Below are 23,487 nucleotides of genomic sequence, written 5' to 3'. Positions count from 1 at the left end.
GGCCAGCGGCGCTGATGAGGCGGATAATGAGCTTGTCCCGTCGCGGATACGCCGCAAGGCGTCGAAGACGCATCGGGACTGAAGATCCAACGCCGGCTAAACCGCCTTCAAATCCCCGAGCAGCGTCGGGATCAGCTCGGACACCGTCGGATGGATAGGCACGGCCCATTTCAACACCGGGTAGGGGGCTTTGGCATTCATCGCGTCGATGAAGCCGTGGATCGCCTCGTCGCCCTCGATCCCAAGGATGGCGGCGCCCAGGATCTGCTGCGTCTCGGCGTCGGCGATCACCTTCATGAAACCCTTGGTCTCGGCACGCTCATTGGCGCGACCGACCCGGCTCATCGGCCGGGTCGAGATCATGATCTTGCGGCCGGTGGCGCGCGCTTCCTTCTCGCTCATGCCGACGCGGCCGAGCGGTGGGTCAATGTAAAGCGCATAGGCGAGGATGCGGTCACCGAGCTTGCGGTCTTCGCCGTCAAGCAGGTTGGCGGCAGCGATCTCGAAATCGTTGTAGGAGGTATGGGTGAACGCTCCCCGGCCATTGCAATCGCCGAGCGCAAAGATGCCCTCGACGTTGGTGGCAAGCCTATCGTCAACAGTGATATAGCCGCGCCGGTCGGTGACGACGCCAGCCTTGTCGAGGCCAAGGTCGTCGGTATTCGGCGTGCGTCCGGTGGCAACAAGCACGTGGCTTGCCTCGATGGCCGGCTGACCATTGCCGATGCTGACCTCGATGCCGCCGGACGTCTTTGAAAATCCGATCCCGTCGGCATCCGTGTGCACGGCAATGCCTTCCGAGCGCAGGATATCGGCGATCGCATCCGAGATATCCGCATCCTCCCGCGAAGCAAGCTTCGGGCCGCGCTCGATCACCGTCACGTCGGCCCCGAAGCGGCGATACATTTGCGCGAACTCAAGCCCGATATAGCTGCCGCCGATGATCGCCAAGTGCCTGGGCAGCCGGTCGAGATGGATGATCGAGGTGCTCGTCAGATACTCGATATCGCCGATACCGGGCATGTCGGGAATGGTCGGCCGCGCGCCGACATTCAGGAAGATCTTCGGGGCCGTCAGGGTCTCGCCGTTGACGGTTACGGCATGAGGGTCTTCGAAGCGCGCGTGGCCATAAATGACGGTCATGCCGTCCATGCCGGAAAACCAGTTGATGAGGCCGTTGCGGGCGTTCATCGTCACTGTTTCGGCACGCTTGCGCACCACCGTCATGTCAATGCCGACGGCACCCGGAATCATCACGCCAAAGTCTGCGCCGCGTCGGGCCATATGGGCTGCGCGGGCGCTTGCCACCAGCGTCTTCGTCGGCATGCAGCCGGCGTTGACACAGGTGCCGCCAAGGAACTTGCGCTCGATCAACGCCACTTTCATGCCGTTTGCGACCATACGGGCGGCGAGGAAGGGACCGGATTGGCCGGCCCCGATGACGATGGCGTCGAAACTAGGCATCACACTGCTCCCACGATGATGAGCGCGCCGATGATCGCAACCGCATCCTCGATCAGCGCAGCCGGTGTATCCTTGCCGAAGGCGGCCGCGAGCTTACCACGAGCCGCCGCTCCGCCGAATGTGCCAACCGCGGCACCGACGACACCGGCAATGAGCCCCCCGACAAGCGACCCGCCGGAGGCGCCGATCGTGGCACCGGTCAGCGCGCCCATGATCAGCCGCGCGGCAAATTGCATGGGAACCTTGCGGGACGGCGTCGAGGGTAGTTGGTCGGTAATCAATTCGACGACGGCAAGCAGGCTGAACACCCACGGCGTCCAGCGATATCCCATGAAGGCAAGCGATGTCTGGGAAACGTCAAACCAGCCGAGAGCAGCTCCCCAGGCAACGGCGGCTGGCGCCGTCATGGCTCTGAGACCTGCGATAACTCCAATCAGAAAGGCAAGAAACAAAAACATGTGCAATCCCCCATGCCGCGCACAATCTGATCGCGGTTACGGGAGGCTGGCACATTGTCGCGCAGGTTTCAACTTGCGCGATAGTCGGTGCGGCCTCAATTGGCGAAGGCGGAAATTCCGGTGACGGCGCGGCCGAGGATAAGGGCGTGGACGTCATGCGTCCCCTCATAGGTGTTGACCACTTCGAGGTTGACGAGATGGCGGGCAATGCCGAACTCGTCGGAAATGCCGTTGCCCCCGAGCATGTCGCGCGCAAGTCTCGCAATATCGAGCGCCTTGCCGCACGAATTGCGCTTGACGATCGAGGTCAACTCGACCGGCGGATGCCCGTTCTCCTTCATGCGGCCAAGCCTGATGCAGCCCTGCAGGCCGAGCGAAATCTCCGTTATCATGTCGGCAAGCTTCTTCTGGATCAGCTGGTTGGCGGCGAGCGGCCGGCCGAACTGCTTGCGATCGAGAACATATTGGCGTGCCTTGGCATAGCAGTCCTCGGCAGCACCGAGCGCCCCCCAGGCAATACCGAAGCGGGCCGAGTTCAGGCAGGTGAAAGGACCCTTGAGGCCGGAGACATTGGGCAGCAAATTCTCTTCCGGCACGAAGACCTCGTCCATCACCACCTCGCCGGTGATCGAGGCGCGCAGACCGACCTTGCCATGGATCGCCGGCGCAGACAGACCCTTCCAGCCTTTCTCCAGGACGAAGCCGCGGATAACGCCGTCTTCTGTCTTGGCCCACACGACGAAGACATCAGCGATCGGGGCATTGGAAATCCAGGTCTTGGCGCCGGTCAGGCTGTAGCCGCCATCGACCTTTCGCGCCCGCGTCACCATCGAGCCCGGATCCGAGCCGTGGTTTGGTTCGGTGAGGCCGAAGCAGCCGATCCACTCGCCCGAGCTAAGCTTCGGCAGGTATTTCTGCTTCTGTGCCTCTGAACCGAAGGCATCGATCGGCACCATGACGAGGGAGGACTGCACGCTCATCATCGAGCGGTAGCCGCTGTCGACGCGTTCCACCTCGCGGGCGATCAGGCCATAGGCAACGTAACCGAGGCCGGCGCCGCCATATTCCGGAGCGATCGTCGGTCCAAGCAGCCCAAGCTCGCCCATTTCGCGGAAGATCTTTGGATCGGTCTTCTCATGACGGAAGGCGTCGAGCACGCGCGGCGCCAGCTTGTCTTGCGCGTAAGCGTGCGCCGTCTCCTGCACCATGCGCTCCTCATCCGTCAGCTGCTCCACGAGCCTGAACGGATCGGCCCAGTCGAAGATCTCGCGGGTATGCTGCATGGTCCTTCCTCCTCATTCCCTGCCGGTGCGAACATCCTTCGGGCATAGACCCGCAGGTCAGAAGGGTCAACTCGCCAGGAGATTTCGACGTCGATCTACCGTTTCACCCAGGGCGGAATGAAGCGGACATCCTCGCCAACGACCGCCTCGTGCAGGAAATCGATAACCGCCCGTACTCGTGGCGACTGGCGAAGGTCGCGATGGCAGGTGATCCAGTAGTGCCGCCTGAGATCGACCTCGTCGGGAAGAACACGCTCGAGTTCGGGGTAACGGCTGGCGAAGAAGTAGGGAAGAACACAGAGCCCGAGGCCGTTTCGCGTTGCCGTCAGCTGCGCAAAGATGCTCGAGCTTTGAAACTGCGGTTTGATGCGCGGATGGACGTCGCCGAGATAGTCGAGGCCGGGCGCAAAGATCATCTCCTCGATATAGCTGATGAAGGGGTGCTCCAGGAGGTCGTCGCGGCAGGTGATCGGCGCGCTTCGTTGCAGGTACTCCTTTGAGCCGTAGACCTGGAGATGATAGTCGGTGAGCTTGTCGGAAAAATAAGGTCCACCCTTCGGCTCATCGAGGACGACGGTGATATCCGCCTCCTTGCGCGACAGCGACATGATCTGCTGGATGGTCACGAGCTCGAGCGACAGGTTGGGATGGCTTGCAACGAACCGCGGCAAAACACGCGCAAAAAAGAAGTTGGAGAAGCCCTCCGGTGCGCTGAGGCGCACGACCCCGCGCTGTATCGTTGCGCCGTCGGCAAGATCAGCTCGCAGCCGCTCCGTTTCCTGCTCCATCTTTTCGGCGGTCTCGACGAAGCGCGCGCCCATCGCCGTCATGACGTAGCCGCGTGGGTTGCGCTCGAAGAGCTTGACCTTCAGGGCAAACTCCAGCCGGTCGATGCGGCGCGAGACGGTCGCATGGCTGGTGCGCAATTGCCGCGCGGCAGTCGACAGCTGTCCGGTGCGAGCAACCGCCAGAAAGAACTGCAGGTCATCCCAGGTAAATTGCGGCGGATTGTTCATTCGAGCCCCCTGCCAGCCCTGCCATCGCCCGGCCACTCGATATTGGACTTTCGTCTAATGCGGCACTGCCTGCCCCTCGCCGCCGTCCGCCCTAGCTTCCAAGGAAAGCACCCTAACGATCTGCATTCATTGAGTCACGGCCACGACAGAGCGACAGTTCTGTTCAAAAACGAACAGATACTGTTTGGAATTAGTTGTAAAGCGGCCTTGCCTGATTGGTGCAATTCCATGATCGTGAGGCATGGGTTGGCGGCTTTGAGGAGGGCGGCTGGCCAAATTTGAACAGATCCGCATTCTGGCCAATCTCTGGGAGGAGAGACATATGCGAAAGAATCTCATTGCGTCGCTGGCATTTCTGCTTGCAAGCAGCACCGCCGTACTCGCTGGTAGTGCATCCGACGGCAAGGTAAAAATCGGCATCTTGAACGATCAGTCCGGTGTCTACGCCGATTTCGGCGGCAAGTCCTCGGTCGAGGCCGCCAAGATGGCGGTCGAGGATTTCGGCGGGAAGGTGCTCGGCGTCCCGGTGGAGATCGTCGATGCCGACCATCAGAACAAGGCCGACATCGCCTCCAACATCGCCCGTCAGTGGTACGATACCGAGCAGGTCGACGCGATCATGGAGTTGACCACATCTTCGGTGGCGCTCGCTGTCCAGGCGATCGCGAAGGAGAAGAAGAAGATCGACATCGTCACCGGCGCGGCAACAACCGACCTGACCGGCAAGGCCTGCTCGCCCTACGGCTTCCACTGGGCCTATGACACGCATGCACTGGCCGTCGGCACGGGCGGCGCGCTTGTCAAACAGGGCGGCGACAGCTGGTTCTTCCTGACGGCCGACTATGCGTTCGGCTATTCGCTGGAAGGCCAGACGAGCGATTTCGTCAAGTCCGCTGGCGGCAAGGTGGTCGGCGCCGTGCGTCATCCCCTGTCAAACCAGGATTTCTCATCCTTCCTGCTGCAGGCCCAATCGTCCGGCGCCAAGGTCATCGGTCTTGCCAATGCCGGTCTCGATACCTCCAACGCCATCAAACAGGCAGCCGAGTTCGGCATCACCCAGGGCGGCCAGCATCTGGCGGCGCTGCTCTTCACCTTGGCCGAGGTTCACGGCCTTGGACTGGACGCAGCACAGGGCCTGACGCTGACGGAAGGCTACTACTGGAACCTCGACGACAAGAGCCGCGAATTCGGCAAGAAGTTCTTCGCCCGCACCGGCAAGATGCCGAACATGGTCCACGCGGGTACCTATTCGGCCGTCCTTCAATACCTCAAGGCGATCGACAAGGCGGGCACCGACGACACCGAAGCCGTCGCCAAGCAACTGCACGAACTGCCCGTCGACGACGTCTTCGGCCGCGGCGGCACCGTCGGATCGAATGGTCGAATGATCCATGACATGTACCTTCTACAGGTCAAGAAGCCTGCCGACAGCAAGGAACCGTGGGACTACTTCAACGTGCTCGCAACCATTCCCGGCAAGGAAGCCTATATCGATCCCGCCAAGAGCGGCTGCGCCCTGGTGAACTGAACCGATGGCGGTTTCCGCGACACAATCGAATGCTACCCCGCGGGTGGTCCTCTCCGCCCGCGGCCTGCGCCGTGACTTCGGCGGGTTCACGGCCGTCAAGAACGTCGATCTCGATGTGCACGACGCGAGCGTGCATGCTTTGATCGGCCCCAACGGCGCCGGCAAGACGACAGTCTTCAACCTTTTGACGAAGTTCCTGCAGCCGACATCAGGCACCATCACGCTGATGGGCACCGACATCACGAAAACGGCGCCCGACAAGGTCGCGCGCATGGGGCTGGTGCGATCGTTCCAGATTTCGGCCGTATTTCCGCATCTCAGCGTTCTCGATAATGTGCGCGTGGCCCTGCAGCGGCCAAACAATTTGTCGACGCAGTTCTGGCGTCCATTGTCGGCTCTCGATGCGTTGAACGAACGCGCTGAACAGCTGCTTGCAAAAGTCGGCCTCGCCAAGGAGCGCGACGCGATCACGGCCGATCTTTCCTATGGCCGCAAGCGCGTGCTTGAGATCGCAACGACGCTTGCCCTTGATCCACGGGTGCTCCTGCTTGATGAGCCGATGGCAGGTATGGGGCACGAGGATGTCGGCGTCGTCTCGGCGCTGATCCGGGAAGTGGCGCGCGACCGCGCCGTCCTGATGGTCGAACATAATCTGTCGGTCGTCGCCGACATCTGCCAACATGTAACTGTGCTGCAGCGGGGAGAAATCCTTGCCGAAGGCGACTATGCGACTGTCAGTGCCGATGAGCGGGTACGCCAAGCCTATATGGGCTCGGAGGAGGGGTGATGGCAACACTTCTGGAGGTCCACGGGCTGAACGCGTGGTACGGCGAAAGCCACATCCTGCACGGTGTCGACATGCGGGTCGGTGAAGGTGAGACGATCACCATCCTTGGCCGCAACGGCGTCGGAAAGTCGACGACTCTGCGCACCATCACCGGCATCGTCCGTGCCCGCAAAGGAAAACTGACGTTCGCCGGTGAAGACATGATGCAGGTGCCTTTGCACAAGACGGCGCACCGGGGCATCGGCTTCGTGCCGGAGGAACGAGGCATATTCTCGACCCTGACGGTGTCTGAAAATCTGATGCTACCGCCAGTCGTTGCCTCGGGTGGCATGACCGTTGACGAGATCTACGAACTGTTCCCGAACCTCTACGAGCGCCGCAACAGTCCGGGCACGAAGCTGTCGGGCGGTGAGCAGCAGATGCTGGCGATCGCGCGCATTCTTCGCACCGGCGTTCGCATGCTCCTGCTCGACGAACCCACCGAGGGATTGGCGCCTGTCATCGTCCAGCGCATCGGCGAGGTGCTGAAGCAACTGAAGGAGCGTGGCATGACGATCCTGCTCGTCGAACAGAATTTCCGCTTCGCTAGCCGGATTGCCGATCGCTTCTATCTTATGGACCACGGGCAGATGGTGTCAGAGTTCCCGGTGGGCGAGTTGCCGGAGCGGATGGATACGCTGCACAAGGTTCTGGGAGTGTGATCTGATGACGATGATCTTCGGCATTCCCCTGCAGGCGTTCATGGGCCAGTTGCTGATCGGCCTGATCAATGGTTCGTTCTACGCCCTTCTGAGCCTCGGCCTTGCCATCATCTTCGGCCTGTTGCGCGTCATCAATTTCGCGCATGGCGCCCAGTATATGCTCGGCGCCTTTGCCGCCTATCTTCTGCTTGCCTATGCCGGCATCGGCTATTGGCCGTCGCTGATCCTGGCGCCCGTCATCGTCGGGCTGGCTGGCGCGGTGATCGAGCGATTATTCCTTCGCCGGCTCTATGATCTCGATCCGCTCTACGGCCTGCTCTTCACCTTCGGCCTCGCTCTGGCTGTCGAGGGCACCTTCCGCTACCTCTATGGCTCCTCAGGCCAGCCCTATGCGCAGCCCGCAGCCCTTGCCGGCGCCGTCAATCTCGGCTTCATGTTCCTGCCGATCTATCGCGGCTGGGTCGTCGTCGTCTCGCTTGTGGTCTGCCTTGGCACCTGGCTGCTGATCGAGAAGACGAAGCTTGGCGCCTATCTCAGAGCCGCCACCGAGAATGCGACGCTCGTCCAGGCATTCGGCGTCAACGTGCCGGTTCTCTTGACATTGACCTATGCGCTTGGAGCCGGTCTTGCAGCCTTCGCGGGTGTGCTTGCCGCACCGATCTATCAGGTGTCGCCGCTGATGGGCTCCAGCATGATCATCGTCGTCTTCGCCGTCGTCGTGGTCGGAGGGATGGGCTCGATCATGGGCGCGATCATCACAGGCTACGTGCTTGGCATTGCCGAAGGCCTGACCAAGGTGTTCTATCCGGAGGCGTCCAACATCGTGATCTTCGTCATCATGGCAATTGTTCTTCTCATCAGGCCCGCGGGCCTCTTCGGCCGGGATGCATGATGACAGAGATCACCGAAACCATCAGGGCCGAAAAGAGTCGCACTGCCCTTTCGGTGCAGGCGGCCTTCCTGATCATCGGGCTGCTGCTCCTGTTGCTCGCACCGTTCTTCTTCTACCCGATTTTCCTGATGAAGCTCCTGTGCTTCGCGCTGTTTGCCTGTGCCTTCAACCTCCTGCTTGGCTACACCGGGCTTTTGTCATTCGGCCATGCAACCTTCTTCGGTGGGGCCGCCTATTTTACGGCCCATGCCGTGAAGGAGTGGGGACTTTCGCCGGAGCTCGGCATTCTCGTCGGCGTGGCGGGTGCCGCCATCCTCGGTCTCGTCATGGGGTTCTTCGCGATCCGTCGCCAGGGCATCTATTTCGCGATGATTACGCTTGCCCTCTCTCAGATGTTCTTCTTCTTCTGCCTGCAGTCGGAGTTCACCCACGGCGAGGACGGCATCCAGTCCGTGCCGCGCGGCCATCTGTTCGGCATCATCGATCTTAACAGCTCGACCAACATGTATTATTTCGTCTTGGCCGTCTTCGTCGTCGGCATCCTGATCATCTGGCGTTTCATCAATTCGCCCTTCGGGATGATCCTGAAATCGATCCGCGAAAACGAGCAGCGGGCGATATCGCTTGGTTATTCCGTCGCCCGCTACAAGCTCGGCGCCTTCGTGATGTCGGCAGCACTCGCGGGCCTTGCAGGAGCGGTGAAGTCGCTGGTCTTCCAGTTCGCGACCTTGACCGATGTTGCCTGGCAGATGTCCGGCGAAGTGATCCTGATGACGCTGCTTGGCGGTATCGGCACGTTGATCGGTCCGCTGTTTGGCGCCGGCCTGGTCGTCACGCTGGAAAACTACCTTGCAACTTCGGAATTCCCGGTGACGATCATCACCGGCATCGTGTTCATGATTTGCGTGCTGATATTCCGCCGCGGCATCATTGGTGAGTTCTACGCGTCGCGCCTCGGCCGCAAACTCGGCTTCGTCTACCGCCGCTAACCCGCCTGGCATTCGCATGGATCGCTTCGACTACATCATCATCGGTGCCGGCAGCGCCGGCTGCGTACTCGCCAATCGGCTGTCCGAGGACCGGAACACGCGCGTTCTCTTGCTGGAAGCGGGCGGCAGCGACAATTACCACTGGATCCATATTCCCGTCGGCTATCTCTACTGCATCAATAATCCGCGCACGGACTGGTGCTTCACGACGGCTCCGCAAGAGGGATTGAACGGCCGCGCGCTCAACTATCCGCGCGGCAAGGTGCTCGGCGGCTGCTCCTCGATCAACGGCATGATCTACATGCGCGGTCAGGCGCGCGACTATGATCTCTGGCGGCAGATGGGATGCACCGGCTGGAGCTGGGACGAGGTACTGCCGTTCTTCCGCAAGTCGGAGGATTTCTATCGCGGCGAGAATGACGTGCATGGCTCGGGCGGGGAATGGCGCGTGGAAAAAGCCCGCGTCCGCTGGGCCGTGCTCGATGCATTCCAGGCCGCCGCCAAGGAGGCGGGTATTCCCGAAAGCCCGGATTTCAATACGGGCAATAACGAAGGATCGGGCTACTTCGACGTCAATCAACGATCCGGCATTCGCTGGAACACCGCCAAGGCCTTCCTGCGTCCAGCCATGCGGCGAGGCAATCTGACGGTGCTCACGAAGGCTCAGGCACGCCGGCTGCTGATCGAGGAGGGCGCCGTCACCGGAGTCGATTATCAGCATGCCGGCACGACGGAGCGCGCCTACGCGGCGAAGGAAACGATCCTTGCTGCGGGCGCGATCGGTTCACCGCATATTCTTGAGCTGTCCGGCCTTGGCCGCGGCCACGCGCTGAAGAATGCCGGCATAGAGGTCGTCAAAGAGGTGAGCAGCGTCGGCGAGAACCTGCAGGATCACCTGCAGCTTCGGATGGCCTATAAGGTCACCGGCGTTCCGACACTGAACGAGAAGGCAACAAGCTTCATCGGCAAGGCCACGATCGGCCTGGAATATCTCGCCAGGCGTTCAGGACCGATGGCAATGGCGCCGAGCCAACTCGGCGTTTTTACCCGCTCCGGTCCCGACAAGGAGACGCCTGATCTTCAGTATCATGTGCAGCCGGTGTCGCTCGACAAGTTCGGCGATCCAGTCCATCCATTCCCGGCCATCACCGCGAGTGTCTGCAACCTGAGGCCGGAGAGCCGCGGTTCGGTGCACGTGGCAAGCCCCGATTTTGCCGCCCAGCCGACAATCAGCCCGAACTATCTCTCGACCGAACGCGATCGCGACATAGCTATTCGTTCGATACGCCTGACACGGAAAATCGTCGCGCAACCGTCATTCGCGCGGTTTGACCCGGAGGAGTTCAAGCCGGGCCCGAGCTATCGTACCGATGCAGAACTGGCGCAGGCGGCCGGCGATATCGGGACGACGATCTTTCATCCCGTCGGAACATGTCGGATGGGTTCCGATCGGGAAAGCGTCGTCGACCCTCGCCTGAAGTTCAGGGCGCTGTCGAAGCTTCGCATTGCCGACGCCTCCGTGATGCCGACGATCACATCGGGCAACACCAATTCACCGACCATCATGATCGCCGAAAAGGCGGCGGCCATGATTCTGGAAGACAACAGATAGGAGACTGTCATGGCAAGGATCGCCTTTATCGGGCTCGGCAATATGGGCGGACCGATGGCCGCCAACCTCGTCAAGGCCGGACACGAGGTCACCGGCTTCGACCTGGCAGCGCCGGTCCTGCAAGCGGCAGAAGCCCACGGCGTGACGGCAGCAAGCCATATCAGCCAGGCGGTCTCGAACGCGGAAATCGTCGTGACCATGCTGCCGCAGGGCAAGCACGTTCTCAGCGCCTGGACTGATATCCTTCGCACGATCTCCGCCGGCACGCTTGTAATCGACAGCTCCACGATCGACGTCGACAGCGCCCGCAAGGCGCACGACATGGCGAGCAGTGCCGGTTGCCTTTCCCTTGACGCCCCGGTTTCGGGCGGCACTGGCGGGGCGGCGGCCGGCACACTGACTTTCATGGCCGGAGGTTCCAACGAGGCCTTTGTGAAGGCCAAGCCGATCCTGGAAGCCATGGGCAAGAAAATCGTTCATTGCGGGGATGCAGGCGCCGGACAGGCTGCCAAGATCTGCAACAACATGATCCTCGGCATATCGATGATTGGCGTCTGCGAGGCCTTCGCGCTCGGTGAAAAACTTGGGCTTTCCCATCAGGCCTTGTTCGACGTTGCCTCGACGTCGTCGGGGCAATGCTGGTCGATCAGCACCTATTGCCCTGTTCCAGGGCCGGTTCCGACATCGCCCGCGAATAATGATTACAAACCGGGCTTTGCGTCCGCGCTGATGCTGAAGGATCTGCGGTTGTCGCAGGAGGCGGCACTTTCCACCGGCGCGTCCACGCCGCTTGGGGCCGAGGCCTCGCAGCTTTATGCCCTTTTCGAGAAACAGGGGAACGGTGGGCGCGATTTCTCGGCGATCATCGAAATGCTCCGCGGCAAGTCGCAATAGCCTCCGCAACGACTTGACACCCCGTTCTATATGCGCGACGCCCCGCCTGCCGCAACGAGGCGGCAACCGGCTACAGGAATTTTGACATGCAACCGCAGCCTACCGCGACTGCCTTCAAGAACGTCGTACTGATGGGCGTTGCTCTGATGCTGCTCGGGGACTTTCTCTTCGCCCTCAATGACGCGATGGGTAAGTGGCTGGTGACGAACTTCTCTGTCGGACAGGTGCTGCTCATCCGCTCGCTCGGAAGTTTCGTCATTCTGGGGCCGCTCATCGCTCGGCAGGGACCTGCCCAACTTTTCAGGGTGGAGCAGAAGAGGCTGCAGGTCCTGCGCGTCCTCTTCGCGACGCTCGACGTCGGCTTGTTTTACGCCGCCGTCGCCTATCTGCCGCTGGCTGACGTGATGACCTTCTACATGGCCGGACCGATCTATGTTGCGGCTCTATCGCACTTCTTCCTCAACGAGCGGATCGGCTGGCGCCGTTGGCTCGCGGTCTTCGTCGGCTTCTGCGGCGTCGTGATCGCACTGCGCCCATCCTCGGCGATGCTGTCGCTGCCATCTCTCTTCGGAATTGTCGGCAGCCTGTCCTTTGCGATGACGCTGGTGCTCAATCGATACCTCCGCAACACCAGCGACACGACGCTTGTTACCTGGCAGATGGCCGCCGCCCTCGTTGTCGGCGCTGTGCTTTCGATCGGCGCCTGGCAATCCACCACGCCGGTAGAACTCGGCGGCATGCTCGCCCTCGGCGTCGTTGCCTCCTGCGCCCACCTTTTGATCACGCGTTCGCTCAAGCTCGCCCCAGCGTCACTGCTGGCACCGCTGCAATACAGCCTGTTGATCTGGGCGATTGCGCTGGGATACGTGTTCTTCGGCGACGTTCCGGATCTCTACGTGATCACCGGTGGGACGATCATCGTCGTCGCCGGCCTGTTTATCTTCCATCGCAAGAACCTGCTGGAAACCATGCCGCCGGAAGCTGTTGCCCCCGACGGCCATTGACTTCGCGGCCAGGTCAAGCGCTAGGCGGCCGTCGGCTTGATCACGCCGCGGCGTATCTGGTCGGCTTCGATGGATTCGAAAAGCGCCCGGAAGTTGCCTTCGCCGAACCCTTCGTCGCCCTTGCGCTGGATGAATTCGAAGAAGATCGGACCGATCACGGTCTTGGAGAAGATCTGCAGCAGGATCTTCGTCGCTCCGCCATCGAGCACGCCTTCGCCGTCGATCAGGATGCCATGCCTGCGCATTCTGTGGATTGGTTCGTCATGTCCATGCACGCGTTCGCTTGACATGTCGTAGTAGGTCTCGGGCGGGCCTGGCATGAAGTGAAGGCCATTCTCTGCAAGGCTGTCGGTCGCCTCGTAGATGGCATCGGTGCCGACAGCAATATGCTGGATGCCTTCGCCCTTGTACCGCTTCAGATACTCCTCGATCTGGCTGGTCTCGTCCTTCGATTCATTCAGCGGAATCCGGATCTTGCCGCAGGGCGAGGTAATCGCGCGGCTCATCAGGCCGGTGATGCGGCCGTCGATGTTGAAGAAGTGGATCTGTTTGAAATTGAAGAGTTCGCGATAGAAATCCCACCACTTGTCCATGTTGCCGCGATAGACGTTATGGGTCAGGTGATCGAGGTAGAAGAAGCCGACGCCCTTTGGTCGCGGATCACGCTCGCCCAGCCAGTCGAATTCGAGATCGTAAGCTGATCCTTTCGTACCGTAACGCTCCACGAGGTAGAGAAGCGACCCGCCGATCCCGACGATTGCCGGCACATTGAGCGTCTTGTCGTTACCTTCGTAAGGTGTCGCCCCCTTCGCAACGGCATGGTCGAAGGCGTGCTTGGCGTCGACGACGCGCCACGCCATCGAGGGAGCACAGGGGCCATGATCGTCAACGAAGCGCATGGCATGGCTACCCGATTCGGCGTTGACGATGTAGTTGATGTCACCTTGACGCCAGACGGTGATGTTCTTGGTCCTGTGCTTTGCGACCGGTCGATATCCCATGCGGGTGAACAGTTCCGCGAGCTTTTCCGGCTCTGGATGCGCAAACTCGACGAATTCGAACCCGTCCGTTCCTGCGGGGTTGTCCGGGGTAATCTGAGACGGCGGTGCGTCGTGTGGATACGGGCCCATTTGCTCCTCCTCTTGGCTTAAGCCATTTGGATGCAAATCATGATCCTTCTTCGACGCAATGTGCTTGCATTGTGAGCGCTCTTAGCAAATTATCCGCACGGAACATGCAAAGAACGAGCATATCATACAATGTCTGAGCAACTGGATGGATTTGACCTCAAGATCCTCGCTGAACTGCAAGGCGATGGCCGTTTGACCAATATCGAACTGTCGGAACGCATTGCCCTTTCAGCCTCGCAATGTTCGCGACGGCGAACGCGACTGGAGGCCGAGGGCTTCATTCGCGGCTATCAGGCAAATCTCGATCCGGACAAACTGGGACTCAATCTGCTGGTCGTCATTTCGGTTACGCTAGCGACCCACAATCGCGACAACGCCCGCCGCTTTGCGCAATTGGTCAATGGTCTTCCCGAGGTCCTGGAAGCCTATGCGCTGACAGGCGAGATGGACTATCACCTCAAGGTCGCAACCCGTGGTCTCGCCGGCCTTTCGCGGTTCGTCAACGATGTGCTTCTACCGCACGAATCCGTCCAGCACGTGAAGACGTCGATCGTTCTCAATACGCTGAAGAACTTCGAAGGCTATCCGTTGAGCGGATCATCGTTCACCTGATTTGCGCCGGAGTCCGGCAGACACTTCGATCGCCTGGAGCGCAAGGTCGAGCTGGCGGAGCGCCTCGTCACCAAGCCTCAAACGCAATGTCTCCTGGTACTTCTGCGCAAGCACGGTGATCTTCTGGTAATATTGTCTCCCGAGTGCCGTAAGTTCGATCTGCTCGAAGCGCCGGTCGGTTTGGCTTGGAACTCTCTTCAACCAGTGGCGCTGTTCCAAGGTATGAACCGCCCGGCTGACCTTCGTCTTATGCATGTGCGAATGAGCACCGATGTCCTTGGCCGTCATCACGCCAACACTGCCAAGCGCGGCCAGCGTCCGCCATTCCGGCCGGGTCAGATCGAACTCCTCCTTGTACTGCCGGGCAAACGACAGGCTGATCAGTTCCGATGCCCGGTTGAGCCGGTAGGGAATGAAGCCGTCAAGCTCGAATCGATCCGCCATGTTCATTCCTTGATGGTTACAAAATAGACGGTTACATTTGTAACTATAGGGATGGAGGAGATGCAAGCATGGATACCACGGAAGCGCCGCTTTCCCGCGCGCGGACAGAAACAAGGGCACCGTCTTACATGCCGGGGTTTGGCAACGATTTCGAAACGGAGGCGCTTCCCGGGGCACTGCCGCAAGGCCAGAATAGCCCGCAGAAATGCAATTACGGTCTCTACGCCGAACAGCTTTCGGGCTCACCGTTTACCGCTCCACGTGGGACGAACGAGCGTTCCTGGCTCTACCGCATCAGGCCAAGCGTGCGTCACACGCGCAGATTTGCCAATGCGAGCTATCCATTCTGGAAATCGGCTCCATGCCTCGACGATCACTCCTTGCCACTTGGCCAGCTGCGGTGGGATCCGATTCCCGCACCGACGGCACATACGGACTTTCTCGCAGGAATCCGAACAATGACAGCGGCCGGCGACGTCATGACCCAGGTCGGCATGGCCGCGCATGCCTACGTCTTCAACGACGACATGGTCGATGACTATTTCTTCAATGCCGACGGCGAACTGCTGATTGTTCCGCAACTCGGCACCATCCGCGTCTTCACCGAAATGGGGGCGATGGAGGTCGAGCCAGCCGAGATCTGTCTTGTCCCCCGCGGCATGATGTTCAAGGTCTCGCGTCTTAGAGACGGCCCCGAATGGCGTGGCTATATCTGCGAGAACTACGGGGCCAAGTTTACCATGCCGGATCGTGGGCCGATCGGCGCCAATTGCCTGGCGAACGCACGCGACTTCAAGACCCCGGTTGCTGCCTTCGAGGACAAGGAAACGCCCTGCCGGGTGCATGTAAAGTGGTGCGGCAAGTTCTATGTGACGGAGATCAATCATTCGCCCCTCGACGTCGTCGCCTGGCATGGCAACTACACGCCGTTCAAATATGATCTGCGGACCTTCTCTCCGGTCGGAGCCATTCTCTTCGATCACCCGGATCCCTCGATCTTCACGGTGCTGACAGCACCGAGCGGCGAAGAGGGTACGGCGAATGTCGACTTCGTGATCTTTCCGCCGCGCTGGCTGGTTGCCGAGCACACCTTCCGGCCGCCCTGGTACCATCGCAACATCATGAGCGAGTTCATGGGCCTGATCCACGGACAATACGACGCCAAGGAAAAGGGTTTCGTCCCGGGTGGCATGAGCCTGCACAACATGATGCTGCCGCATGGACCCGACGCGTCAGGCTTCGAAAAGGCGTCCACCGTGGAGCTGAAGCCGGCCAAGCTCGATCACACGATGGCGTTTATGTTCGAGACCCGTTTCCCGCAACAGCTGACGAAATACGCCGCTGAGCTGGAGACGCTGCAGGACGATTACATCGATTGCTGGGATGGCCTGGAAAGGCGCTTCGATGGAACGCCAGGCATTAAGTGAGCGATTGAACCCGGACAGATCTTATGAAGCTCGCCACACTCAAAGATTCCACTCGGGACGGCCAGTTGATCGTCGTCTCCAGAGACCTGATGCGTTTTGCACATGCAGGCGAGATCGCCCGCACCCTGCAGGCGGCACTGGACGACTGGAGGGCAGCTGCGCCGAAACTTGCCCGCCTCGCCGAGCGACTGGAGGCCGGCTCGGAGCCATCGGAGCGCTTTGACCAACGGCGTGTGCATTCGCCGCTGCCCCGCGCTTACCAGTGGGCCGACGGATCGGCCTACGTCAATCATGTCGAACTGGTGCGACGAGCTCGAAACGCCGAGATGCCCCGCACGTTCTGGACCGATCCGCTAATGTACCAGGGTGGTTCCGACAGCTTTCTCGCACCTCGCGACCCGATCCTTGCTGCCGACGAGACGTATGGCATCGACATGGAAGGCGAGGTCGCCGTTATTGTCGACGACGTCCCGATGGGCGCGACACCTGAGCAGGCACGCAACGCAATCCGGCTGGTAATGCTGGTGAATGACGTATCGCTACGAGGCCTCATTCCCGACGAACTCGCCAAGGGATTCGGCTTCTTTCAATCGAAGCCGTCATCGGCCTTCTCGCCCGTCGCCGTGACACCTGACGAGCTTGACGATAGCTGGAAGGAGGGCAAAATCCATCTTCCCTTGCTAGTGAGCCTGAACGGTATTCCGTTTGGCCGCGCCAATGCCGGCGTGGACATGACATTCGACTTCGGACAGCTGGTTTCGCATGCAGCAAAAACGCGCGCGCTGACGGCAGGCTCGATCATCGGTTCCGGCACGGTTTCCAACAAGCGTGATGGCGGCCCTGGCAGACCGATCGCCGAGGGAGGAGACGGATATTCCTGCATTGCCGAGATCCGGATGATCGAGACCATCGAGCACGGCGGACCCAAGACACCCTACCTGCATTTCGGTGATACGGTTCGCATCGAGATGAACGACGAGCAGGGGGCTTCGATCTTCGGCGCGATCGAACAGACTGTAGGCCGCTACAGTGGAGAGAAGCTGCAATGACAGAGATCGTGCTCTACGACTACTGGCGTTCCTCCGCGAGTTACAGGGTCCGCATCGCGCTGCAAACGTTAGGGCTTGCCTATAAAACCATCCCGGTGGACCTTCTTGCCTCCGCGCATAAGGACGGAGCTTACCTCAAGATCAATCCCCAGGGCCTGGTTCCGAGCCTGCACATCGATGGGCATACGCTGACGCAATCGTTGGCCATCATCGAATACCTTGCTGAGACAAGGCCAGACAGTGGTTTCCTGCCCGGCAGCATCGTGGGGCGGCAACGGGTGAGGGCGCTGTCCTATGCTGTTGCGATGGACATCCATCCGATCTGCAACCTCAACGTCGCTTCCCACGTCGCCCGCCTTGCAGGCGACGAGGGCGCGCGAACAAAGTGGATGATCAAGTTCATCGGCAGTGGACTGCAGGCGCTGGAGCAGATGCTTGATGATCCGACAACGGGCCGCTTCTGCTTTGGCGACACGCCGACCATGGCCGATTTCTGTCTCGTGCCGCAGGTCTACAATGCCCATCGCTGGGGCATTGAAATGTCACCGCTTTCCCGCGTCGCGCGGATCGCCGACGAATGCAACATGCTGCCGGCGTTCAAGGCAGCCCATCCGGACGCGGTGAAGCCGGCGTAACCGCAACGGGTCGCGAAGCATCTGTGACGCCGGCCTTTGGTAACCCTCCACACGCAGCCTTCTTCCGCTCCTCTTCGGCGTAGTCCCCCGCCACTTCGCGTTCCGGCGAATAATATTCCGCGCCTCGGATTGACCACCGCGAAAAATCGTAGTTTGATTAAATCAAATTGATTGACTAAATAAAATCAAGCTCACAAGAGGGAACTTAAGACCATGAAAACAGGACTTTATTGCGCGTTTTCGCGCCGCGCTATCCTTTTGTCTGCGACCAGCCTCGCAGTCTCCCTGATGACCAATGGAGGCGTCCTCGCAACGCCGGCGAAAGCCGAGGCGACGCTGTCGATGCATATCGAGGAGCAGACCAGCTGGGTCAGGAATTTCAATCCCTTCGACCTTGCGGGCCGACGCCAGAGCACGATGGATTTCATCTACGAGCCGCTGGTCATCTTCAATGCCGATGACGGCGGCAAGCCCATTTTCCGGCTAGCGACAAGCTACAAGTTTTCCGACGACCTCAAGTCGATCACCTATGTCTTGCGCGATGGCGTCAAATGGTCCGACGGCCAGCCGCTGACGTCCGCAGACGTCAAGTACACGCTGGAACTGATGCTGAAGAACCCGGCGACCGATACGGCAGGTGTCGGTGAGACCGTCGCGTCGGTTGAGGCGCCATCGCCGAGCGAAGTCAAGATCAACCTCAAGGACGTGAATACCGAATTCCCGGAATCGCTTGCCGATTTCCCTGTCGTGCCGGAACATGTCTGGAAGGACGTCGCCGATCCGGTCGCCTTCAAAAACGAAAACCCGGTCGGGTCCGGCCCGATGACCGAGATCCGCCGTTTCACGCCGCAAGTCTACGAACAGTGCCGTAATCCGAACTATTGGGACGCAGCCTCGCTGCATGTCGATTGCCTCAAACTCCCGCAGATATCGGGCAATGACCAGATGCTGGCCCTGCTGCCCGAAGGGACGATGGACTGGATCGGTTCGTTCCTGCCGCAGATCGACAAGACATTCGTGGCGCTGGACCCGAAGAACAACGGCTATTGGCAGCCGCCGGCCGAAACAGTCGCGTTCCAGATGAACCTGAAGACCGGCAATGCCGCAAACGCTCAGGCGTTCAATGATCTCAATTTCCGCCGCGCCTTCAGCCTCGCCATGGATCGCGCCTCGATGGTCGATGTCGCGGGCTTCGGCTATCCGGTCGCAAGCCAGCATGCAAGCGGACTGCCGCCACGCTTCGAAGCTTGGCGCGACAAGGCAGCCGAAGGGGCTGCTGACGAATGGATGGCCTATGACGTCGGCAAGGCAAACAAGGTTCTCGACGACGCCGGCTACAAGAAGGGCGTCGACAATTTCCGGACGACGCCGGGCGGACAGCCGATTGCCTTCACGATCATCATCCCCAACGGCTGGACCGACTGGATCGACGATGCGCAGATCGCCGCCGAGGGGTTGCGTGCGGCCGGCCTCAATGTGTCGGTGGCAACGCCGGAATACGAGCAGTGGCAGAAGCAATTGCTCGACGGCAGCTTCGATGTTGCTCTGAACTCCCGCGCCGACGGCTCGACACCTTTCCGTGGCTACTACCAGTCGATGTCGACGGCCTTTGCCGGCCGCATCACGAGTGCAGCGACACGCTACTCCAACCCGAAGCTGGACGAAGCGTTCAACGCCTACCGCAAGGCGACGAGTGACGAAGAACGCCGCAAGCTCTTCGACGAGATTCAGGTGATCGTCGCTGACGATATGCCGATGGTGCCCGTATTCAACGGTCCAACCTGGTACCAGTATTCGACCAAGCGCTTCACCGGCTGGGTGACGGACAAGGAACCCGTCATGAACCCGGAAAATCATGACAATAACCGTATGCGTCTCGTTCACCTTTTGCGTTTGAAGCCCGTGCAATAAGCCCTCGGCCAGGGAAGCAACAGCATGCGTATTTCCTCTCGACGCCTCGGCGTCTACGCGATCGCGCTGGTGTTTGCGATTGTCATGAACTTCACGGTCCCCCGGCTGATGCCGGGGACTCCCGTCGACGCGATGATCGCGCAACTCGGCTCACGTGCCACGCCGGCCGCGATCGAAGCGATCAAGGCGCGCTTCGGCGCAGTCGATGCGCCGATCGCCAGCCAGTTCGTTGATTATCTGAAAGAGCTGGCAACGCTCGATCTCGGGGTTTCGGTGAAATACTATCCGCAGACCGTCGTCGAGGTGCTCGGTCGCTCGACCCTGTGGACCGCCTTCCTCGTCCTTACGGCGATCCTGTTTTCCCTGCTCGTCGGCGTGACGCTCGGCGCGGTGGCCGCATGGCGGCGCGGCGGCCGTTTCGACACGGTCGTGTCCCCCTTGTCAGTCGTCATGATTGCCGTGCCACCGGTGATCATTGCACTGACGACGCTCTTCGTGTTCGGCGTATCGCTGCGCTGGTTTCCCGTCGGCTATGCCTACGATCCAAGCCTGGACCCCGGGTTGAATTTCGCATTCGTGGGCAGCGTCTTCTTTCACGCGATCATGCCGGTGCTGACGCTGTCGCCTTATCTCATCGGCGAGTTCCAGACGACGATGCGATCGTCGATGATTTCCGTGCTCGGCGAAGACTACGTCACCATGGGTCGGGCCAAGGGCTTGACGTCGATGACCGTGATGTTCGGCTACGGCGCAAGAAACGCCATGCTGCCAGTGTTGACGAACCTCGCACTGATGCTCGGCGCCGTCTTCGGTGGGTCGATCGTGACTGAGATCGTTTTCAACTATCCGGGTCTCGGCCTGACCTTGTTTACCGCAAGCGTCGCCCGCGACTATCCCGTCATCCAGGGACAACTCTTGCTGATGACGCTGGCAACACTTGGAGCCAACCTGCTCGTCGACATCATCTACGGTCTTGTTGATCCCAGATTGCAGGAGGCTCCCGAATGAATGCCGCATTCAAACTGATGCGCCAGCAGCGCAAGGCGATCATCGGTCTTGTCATCATCGTGGCGCTTTGCCTGATGGCGATCCTGGCGCCGGTCATCGCACCGGGAAACCCCAGCGCGCGCGTCGGCCGCTCGCATCAGTCTCCAACGATCGAGCACGTCATGGGCACGACCAAGATGGGCCGCGATGTCTACACCCAGTTCGTCTGGGGAGCGCGCACATCGATCGCGGTCGGCTTTGCAACAGGCATTGCGATTACGGTTCTTGGCACGGTGATCGGCCTGATTGCCGGCTACGTCGGCGGCCGTACGGATGCAGCGCTCGACCTTGCGACGAATGCCGTCCTTGTCATACCCAACATACCGCTTCTCATCCTGCTTGCATCGTTTGCCGGCGCCGTCGGGCCGCTTGCGATCATGGCAATCATCGCCCTGACCTCCTGGCCCTGGGGAGCGCGCATGACCCGATCGCAAACGCTGGCGCTGCGGACCCGCGATTTCGTCACTGCTGCGAGAATGATCGGCGAGCCGGGCTGGCGTATCGTCTTCGTCGAGCTCCTGCCGAACCTGTTGCCGCTTATCGGCATCAACCTGGTCGGCAGCATTATTTACGCGATCGTCGCGCAAACCACGCTCGAATACCTCGGCTTCGGCGACCCCTTGCAGGTCAGCTGGGGAACCATGCTTTACAACGCGCAGAACTCATCGGCGATCATCCTTGGCGCATGGTGGGATATCGGGGCACCGGCCGCCGGCATCGCGCTGATCGGCCTTGGCCTGGCGCTTGTGAACTTTACCTTTGACGAGATTGCCAATCCGCAGCTTCGTTCCGGCCCTGCGCTCAGCCGCTGGCTCCGGCTCAATCGTGCACGCAATCGAAATCTGGAGGCTGCCCGATGAGCAATGATCTCCTTGAGATACGCAACCTCAACGTCGACTATCTGCTCGACCGAGGCGAGTTCCGCGCGGTGAAGGATGTGTCCTTCACTATCGGCCGAGGCGAGTTGTTCGGCCTTGCTGGCGAGTCCGGCTGCGGCAAGAGCACGATCGCCTATGCCATAACGCGTCTTTCGAAACCACCCGCCTGGGTCGCCAGCGGCGAGATTCTCCTCGACGGGCAAGACCTCCTGCGGTTGCCGCAGGGGGAGATGCAGAAGATCCGCTGGAAACGCGTCGGCATGGTGTTTCAGAGTGCAATGAACTCGTTGAACCCGCTCATGCGGGTCGATGCGCAGTTTCATGACGTGCTGCATCGGCACACGGGGTGCTCGAAGCGCCAATCGCGCGAGCAGGCGGAAGCAATGTTCAAGCTGGTCGGTATTCCAACCAGCCGTGTATCGGACTATCCGCATCAATTCAGCGGCGGCATGCGGCAGCGCATCGTGATTGCAATCTGCCTGGCGCTAAGGCCGGAATTGATCATCATGGATGAGCCGACGACCGCGCTCGACGTCGTCGTGCAGCGGGAGATCCTCGAGCAGGTCATCGACCTGCAACGAGCCTACGGCTTCTCGGTGCTGTTCATCACCCACGACCTGCACCTGATGGCACAGCTCTGCCACCGGATCGGGGTCATGCTGAAAGGTGAACTCGTCGAGGTCGGTGATGTCAGGCAGGTTAGTCTGGCGCCGGCGCACGACTACACTCGCAAACTATGGAACGCCATACCTCAGCTCCCGGGCCGGCATCTGGTTGGAGCGATCGCATGACCACGAACCCTCAACTGTCCAAGGCTTCGTCCGAACCCGTGATCCGTCTGACCGATATCGAACGCCGCTTCGGTCGTCTTCACGCCTTGCGCGGGATCTCGCTATCGCTCAATCCCGGCAGAGCTCTGGCGCTCGTCGGAGAATCTGGCTGCGGCAAGACCACCTGCGCCCGCATCATCGCGCGCATGGATCAACCGACGTCAGGCAAGCTCTGGTTCAAGGGACGCGATTTCACCGCCGTCGGCCCCGCAATGGATGAACGCGCTTATCGGCGGGAAGTTCAGATGGTGTTTCAGGATCCATTCTCCTCGCTCAATCCCGTCTTTTCGATCGAGCACCACCTGTCGCGACCGCTAACCCTGCACAAGCATGCAAAGGGCAGGGCCGCCCTCTCGAACGCTGTCTCGACGCTCCTCGCCGATGTTGGGCTTGATGCTGCGATCACCAAACGGAAGTTTCCGCACGAGCTCTCAGGTGGCCAGCGCCAACGCGTCAACATCGCGCGTGCACTCGCGGTAGCGCCAGGTGTACTCGTGGCCGACGAACCGACGTCCATGCTCGATGTCTCGATCCGCATGGGAATTCTGGATCTTCTTGCCCGTATCAAGCGTGAAAAGAACCTCGCACTTCTCTACATCACCCACGACATAGCCACGGCCGCGCATGTCGCCGAGGAAATTGTCGTGATGTTTGCCGGTCAAATGGTCGAGTGGGGGGATACAAATTCGGTCATCGGCAGTCCGCGGCACCGATACACGCAACTGCTGCTGTCAGCTGTGCCCGACGGCGGCAAGCCGTTCGTCACCGGAGGAAGCGCCCGCTTTCTCGAGCAGGCCGAAAAGGTCCGTGCCCTGAGCCGGCCGCCATCGACAGCGGTCGAACAGGTCGGGCTAAACCATTTCGTCCGTCCGCTTGCGGCATCGAATTAAAGGGAG

General features: G+C 60.5%; 23 protein-coding genes. 17 read left to right on the top strand and 6 right to left on the bottom strand.

The window, feature by feature from the left end; translation table 11 throughout:
- Nucleotides 1-96: 96 nt before the first annotated feature.
- The 4 genes from NBG89_RS19050 to NBG89_RS19035 form a co-directional block, all read right to left on the bottom strand.
- Nucleotides 97-1,464, bottom strand: a complete 1,368-nt coding sequence (locus NBG89_RS19050) for an FAD-containing oxidoreductase (protein WP_431323706.1) — start codon at nucleotides 1,462-1,464, stop codon at nucleotides 97-99.
- Complete coding sequence (locus NBG89_RS19045; RefSeq protein ID WP_431323705.1) at nucleotides 1,464-1,922, bottom strand: DUF4126 domain-containing protein; 459 nt, start codon at nucleotides 1,920-1,922, stop codon at nucleotides 1,464-1,466. Before NBG89_RS19045 ends, NBG89_RS19050 begins: the two co-directional genes overlap by 1 nt.
- 95 nt (nucleotides 1,923-2,017) lie before the next feature.
- Nucleotides 2,018-3,205, bottom strand: a complete 1,188-nt coding sequence (locus NBG89_RS19040; protein ID WP_431323704.1) for an acyl-CoA dehydrogenase — start codon at nucleotides 3,203-3,205, stop codon at nucleotides 2,018-2,020.
- 95 nt (nucleotides 3,206-3,300) lie between these two features.
- Nucleotides 3,301-4,221: a LysR family transcriptional regulator gene (locus NBG89_RS19035; protein ID WP_431323703.1), complete on the bottom strand. Its 921-nt coding sequence runs from the start codon at nucleotides 4,219-4,221 to the stop codon at nucleotides 3,301-3,303.
- A 322-nt stretch (nucleotides 4,222-4,543) separates the two neighbouring features.
- On the opposite strand from NBG89_RS19035, the gene NBG89_RS19030 reads away from it, so the two are divergent.
- From NBG89_RS19030 to NBG89_RS18995, 8 genes are all read left to right on the top strand, one after another.
- Entirely contained in the window at nucleotides 4,544-5,749 is a 1,206-nt protein-coding gene (locus NBG89_RS19030; protein WP_431323702.1) for an ABC transporter substrate-binding protein, read from the top strand.
- 4 nt (nucleotides 5,750-5,753) lie between these two features.
- Complete coding sequence (locus NBG89_RS19025) at nucleotides 5,754-6,536, top strand: ABC transporter ATP-binding protein (protein ID WP_431323701.1); 783 nt, start codon at nucleotides 5,754-5,756, stop codon at nucleotides 6,534-6,536.
- Nucleotides 6,536-7,237, top strand: coding sequence for an ABC transporter ATP-binding protein (locus NBG89_RS19020; RefSeq protein ID WP_431323700.1), 702 nt, complete (start codon nucleotides 6,536-6,538; stop codon nucleotides 7,235-7,237). The genes NBG89_RS19025 and NBG89_RS19020 overlap by 1 nt, the downstream gene beginning before the upstream one ends.
- 4 nt (nucleotides 7,238-7,241) lie before the next feature.
- Nucleotides 7,242-8,129, top strand: a complete 888-nt coding sequence (locus NBG89_RS19015; RefSeq protein WP_037126504.1) for a branched-chain amino acid ABC transporter permease — start codon at nucleotides 7,242-7,244, stop codon at nucleotides 8,127-8,129.
- Nucleotides 8,129-9,118: a branched-chain amino acid ABC transporter permease gene (locus NBG89_RS19010; RefSeq protein ID WP_431324580.1), complete on the top strand. Its 990-nt coding sequence runs from the start codon at nucleotides 8,129-8,131 to the stop codon at nucleotides 9,116-9,118. The genes NBG89_RS19015 and NBG89_RS19010 overlap by 1 nt, the downstream gene beginning before the upstream one ends.
- Nucleotides 9,119-9,134: 16 nt before the next feature.
- Nucleotides 9,135-10,730 (top strand): GMC family oxidoreductase, encoded by a 1,596-nt coding sequence (locus NBG89_RS19005; protein WP_431323699.1) that lies wholly within the window; start codon nucleotides 9,135-9,137, stop codon nucleotides 10,728-10,730.
- 9 nt (nucleotides 10,731-10,739) lie between these two features.
- A complete protein-coding gene (mmsB, locus tag NBG89_RS19000; RefSeq protein ID WP_431323698.1) occupies nucleotides 10,740-11,624 on the top strand; it encodes a 3-hydroxyisobutyrate dehydrogenase in 885 nt (294 codons plus the stop codon).
- Nucleotides 11,625-11,710: 86 nt separating this feature from the next.
- Nucleotides 11,711-12,628: a DMT family transporter gene (locus NBG89_RS18995; RefSeq protein ID WP_431323697.1), complete on the top strand. Its 918-nt coding sequence runs from the start codon at nucleotides 11,711-11,713 to the stop codon at nucleotides 12,626-12,628.
- Nucleotides 12,629-12,648: 20 nt separating this feature from the next.
- Here the strand turns inward: NBG89_RS18995 and hppD are convergent, their stop codons facing one another.
- Nucleotides 12,649-13,758 carry a 4-hydroxyphenylpyruvate dioxygenase gene (gene hppD, locus NBG89_RS18990; RefSeq protein ID WP_431323696.1) on the bottom strand — a complete coding sequence of 370 codons (1,110 nt, stop codon included), beginning with the start codon at nucleotides 13,756-13,758 and terminating at the stop codon, nucleotides 12,649-12,651.
- Between the two features lie 129 nt (nucleotides 13,759-13,887).
- Between hppD and NBG89_RS18985 the strand changes: the two genes are divergently transcribed.
- On the top strand, nucleotides 13,888-14,370 hold the full coding sequence (locus NBG89_RS18985; protein WP_431323695.1) for an Lrp/AsnC family transcriptional regulator: 483 nt from the start codon (nucleotides 13,888-13,890) through the stop codon (nucleotides 14,368-14,370).
- On the opposite strand, the gene NBG89_RS18980 is transcribed toward NBG89_RS18985, so the two are convergent.
- The gene (locus NBG89_RS18980; protein ID WP_431323694.1) at nucleotides 14,356-14,814 is read right to left on the bottom strand and encodes a MarR family winged helix-turn-helix transcriptional regulator; all 459 of its coding nucleotides are present in this window, start codon (nucleotides 14,812-14,814) and stop codon (nucleotides 14,356-14,358) included. The genes NBG89_RS18985 and NBG89_RS18980 overlap by 15 nt on opposite strands.
- Nucleotides 14,815-14,882: 68 nt before the next feature.
- Here NBG89_RS18980 and hmgA point away from each other — a divergent pair, with 68 nt between their 5' ends.
- The 8 genes from hmgA to NBG89_RS18940 all read left to right on the top strand — a co-directional run bounded on the left by hmgA (nucleotide 14,883) and on the right by NBG89_RS18940 (nucleotide 23,481).
- Nucleotides 14,883-16,241, top strand: a complete 1,359-nt coding sequence (gene hmgA, locus NBG89_RS18975; RefSeq protein ID WP_431323693.1) for a homogentisate 1,2-dioxygenase — start codon at nucleotides 14,883-14,885, stop codon at nucleotides 16,239-16,241.
- A gap of 23 nt (nucleotides 16,242-16,264) precedes the next feature.
- A complete protein-coding gene (locus NBG89_RS18970) occupies nucleotides 16,265-17,290 on the top strand; it encodes a fumarylacetoacetate hydrolase family protein (RefSeq protein ID WP_431323692.1) in 1,026 nt (341 codons plus the stop codon).
- A complete protein-coding gene (maiA, locus tag NBG89_RS18965) occupies nucleotides 17,287-17,925 on the top strand; it encodes a maleylacetoacetate isomerase (RefSeq protein ID WP_431323691.1) in 639 nt (212 codons plus the stop codon). Before NBG89_RS18970 ends, maiA begins: the two co-directional genes overlap by 4 nt.
- Before the next feature lie 213 nt (nucleotides 17,926-18,138).
- The gene (locus NBG89_RS18960) at nucleotides 18,139-19,836 is read left to right on the top strand and encodes an ABC transporter substrate-binding protein (RefSeq protein WP_431323690.1); all 1,698 of its coding nucleotides are present in this window, start codon (nucleotides 18,139-18,141) and stop codon (nucleotides 19,834-19,836) included.
- Between the two features lie 24 nt (nucleotides 19,837-19,860).
- Nucleotides 19,861-20,844 carry an ABC transporter permease gene (locus NBG89_RS18955; protein ID WP_431323689.1) on the top strand — a complete coding sequence of 328 codons (984 nt, stop codon included), beginning with the start codon at nucleotides 19,861-19,863 and terminating at the stop codon, nucleotides 20,842-20,844.
- The gene (locus tag NBG89_RS18950) at nucleotides 20,841-21,743 is read left to right on the top strand and encodes an ABC transporter permease (protein ID WP_431323688.1); all 903 of its coding nucleotides are present in this window, start codon (nucleotides 20,841-20,843) and stop codon (nucleotides 21,741-21,743) included. Before NBG89_RS18955 ends, NBG89_RS18950 begins: the two co-directional genes overlap by 4 nt.
- Nucleotides 21,740-22,552 carry an ABC transporter ATP-binding protein gene (locus NBG89_RS18945; protein WP_431323687.1) on the top strand — a complete coding sequence of 271 codons (813 nt, stop codon included), beginning with the start codon at nucleotides 21,740-21,742 and terminating at the stop codon, nucleotides 22,550-22,552. Before NBG89_RS18950 ends, NBG89_RS18945 begins: the two co-directional genes overlap by 4 nt.
- Nucleotides 22,549-23,481 (top strand): ABC transporter ATP-binding protein, encoded by a 933-nt coding sequence (locus NBG89_RS18940; protein ID WP_431323686.1) that lies wholly within the window; start codon nucleotides 22,549-22,551, stop codon nucleotides 23,479-23,481. The genes NBG89_RS18945 and NBG89_RS18940 overlap by 4 nt, the downstream gene beginning before the upstream one ends.
- Nucleotides 23,482-23,487: the final 6 nt, after the last annotated feature.

Origin of the sequence: Rhizobium sp. YTU87027 (assembly GCF_050644135.1) — a bacterium.
Taxonomy (GTDB): Bacteria; Pseudomonadota; Alphaproteobacteria; order Rhizobiales; family Rhizobiaceae; genus Rhizobium.
This window is presented reverse-complemented; position numbering and strand designations above follow the sequence as displayed.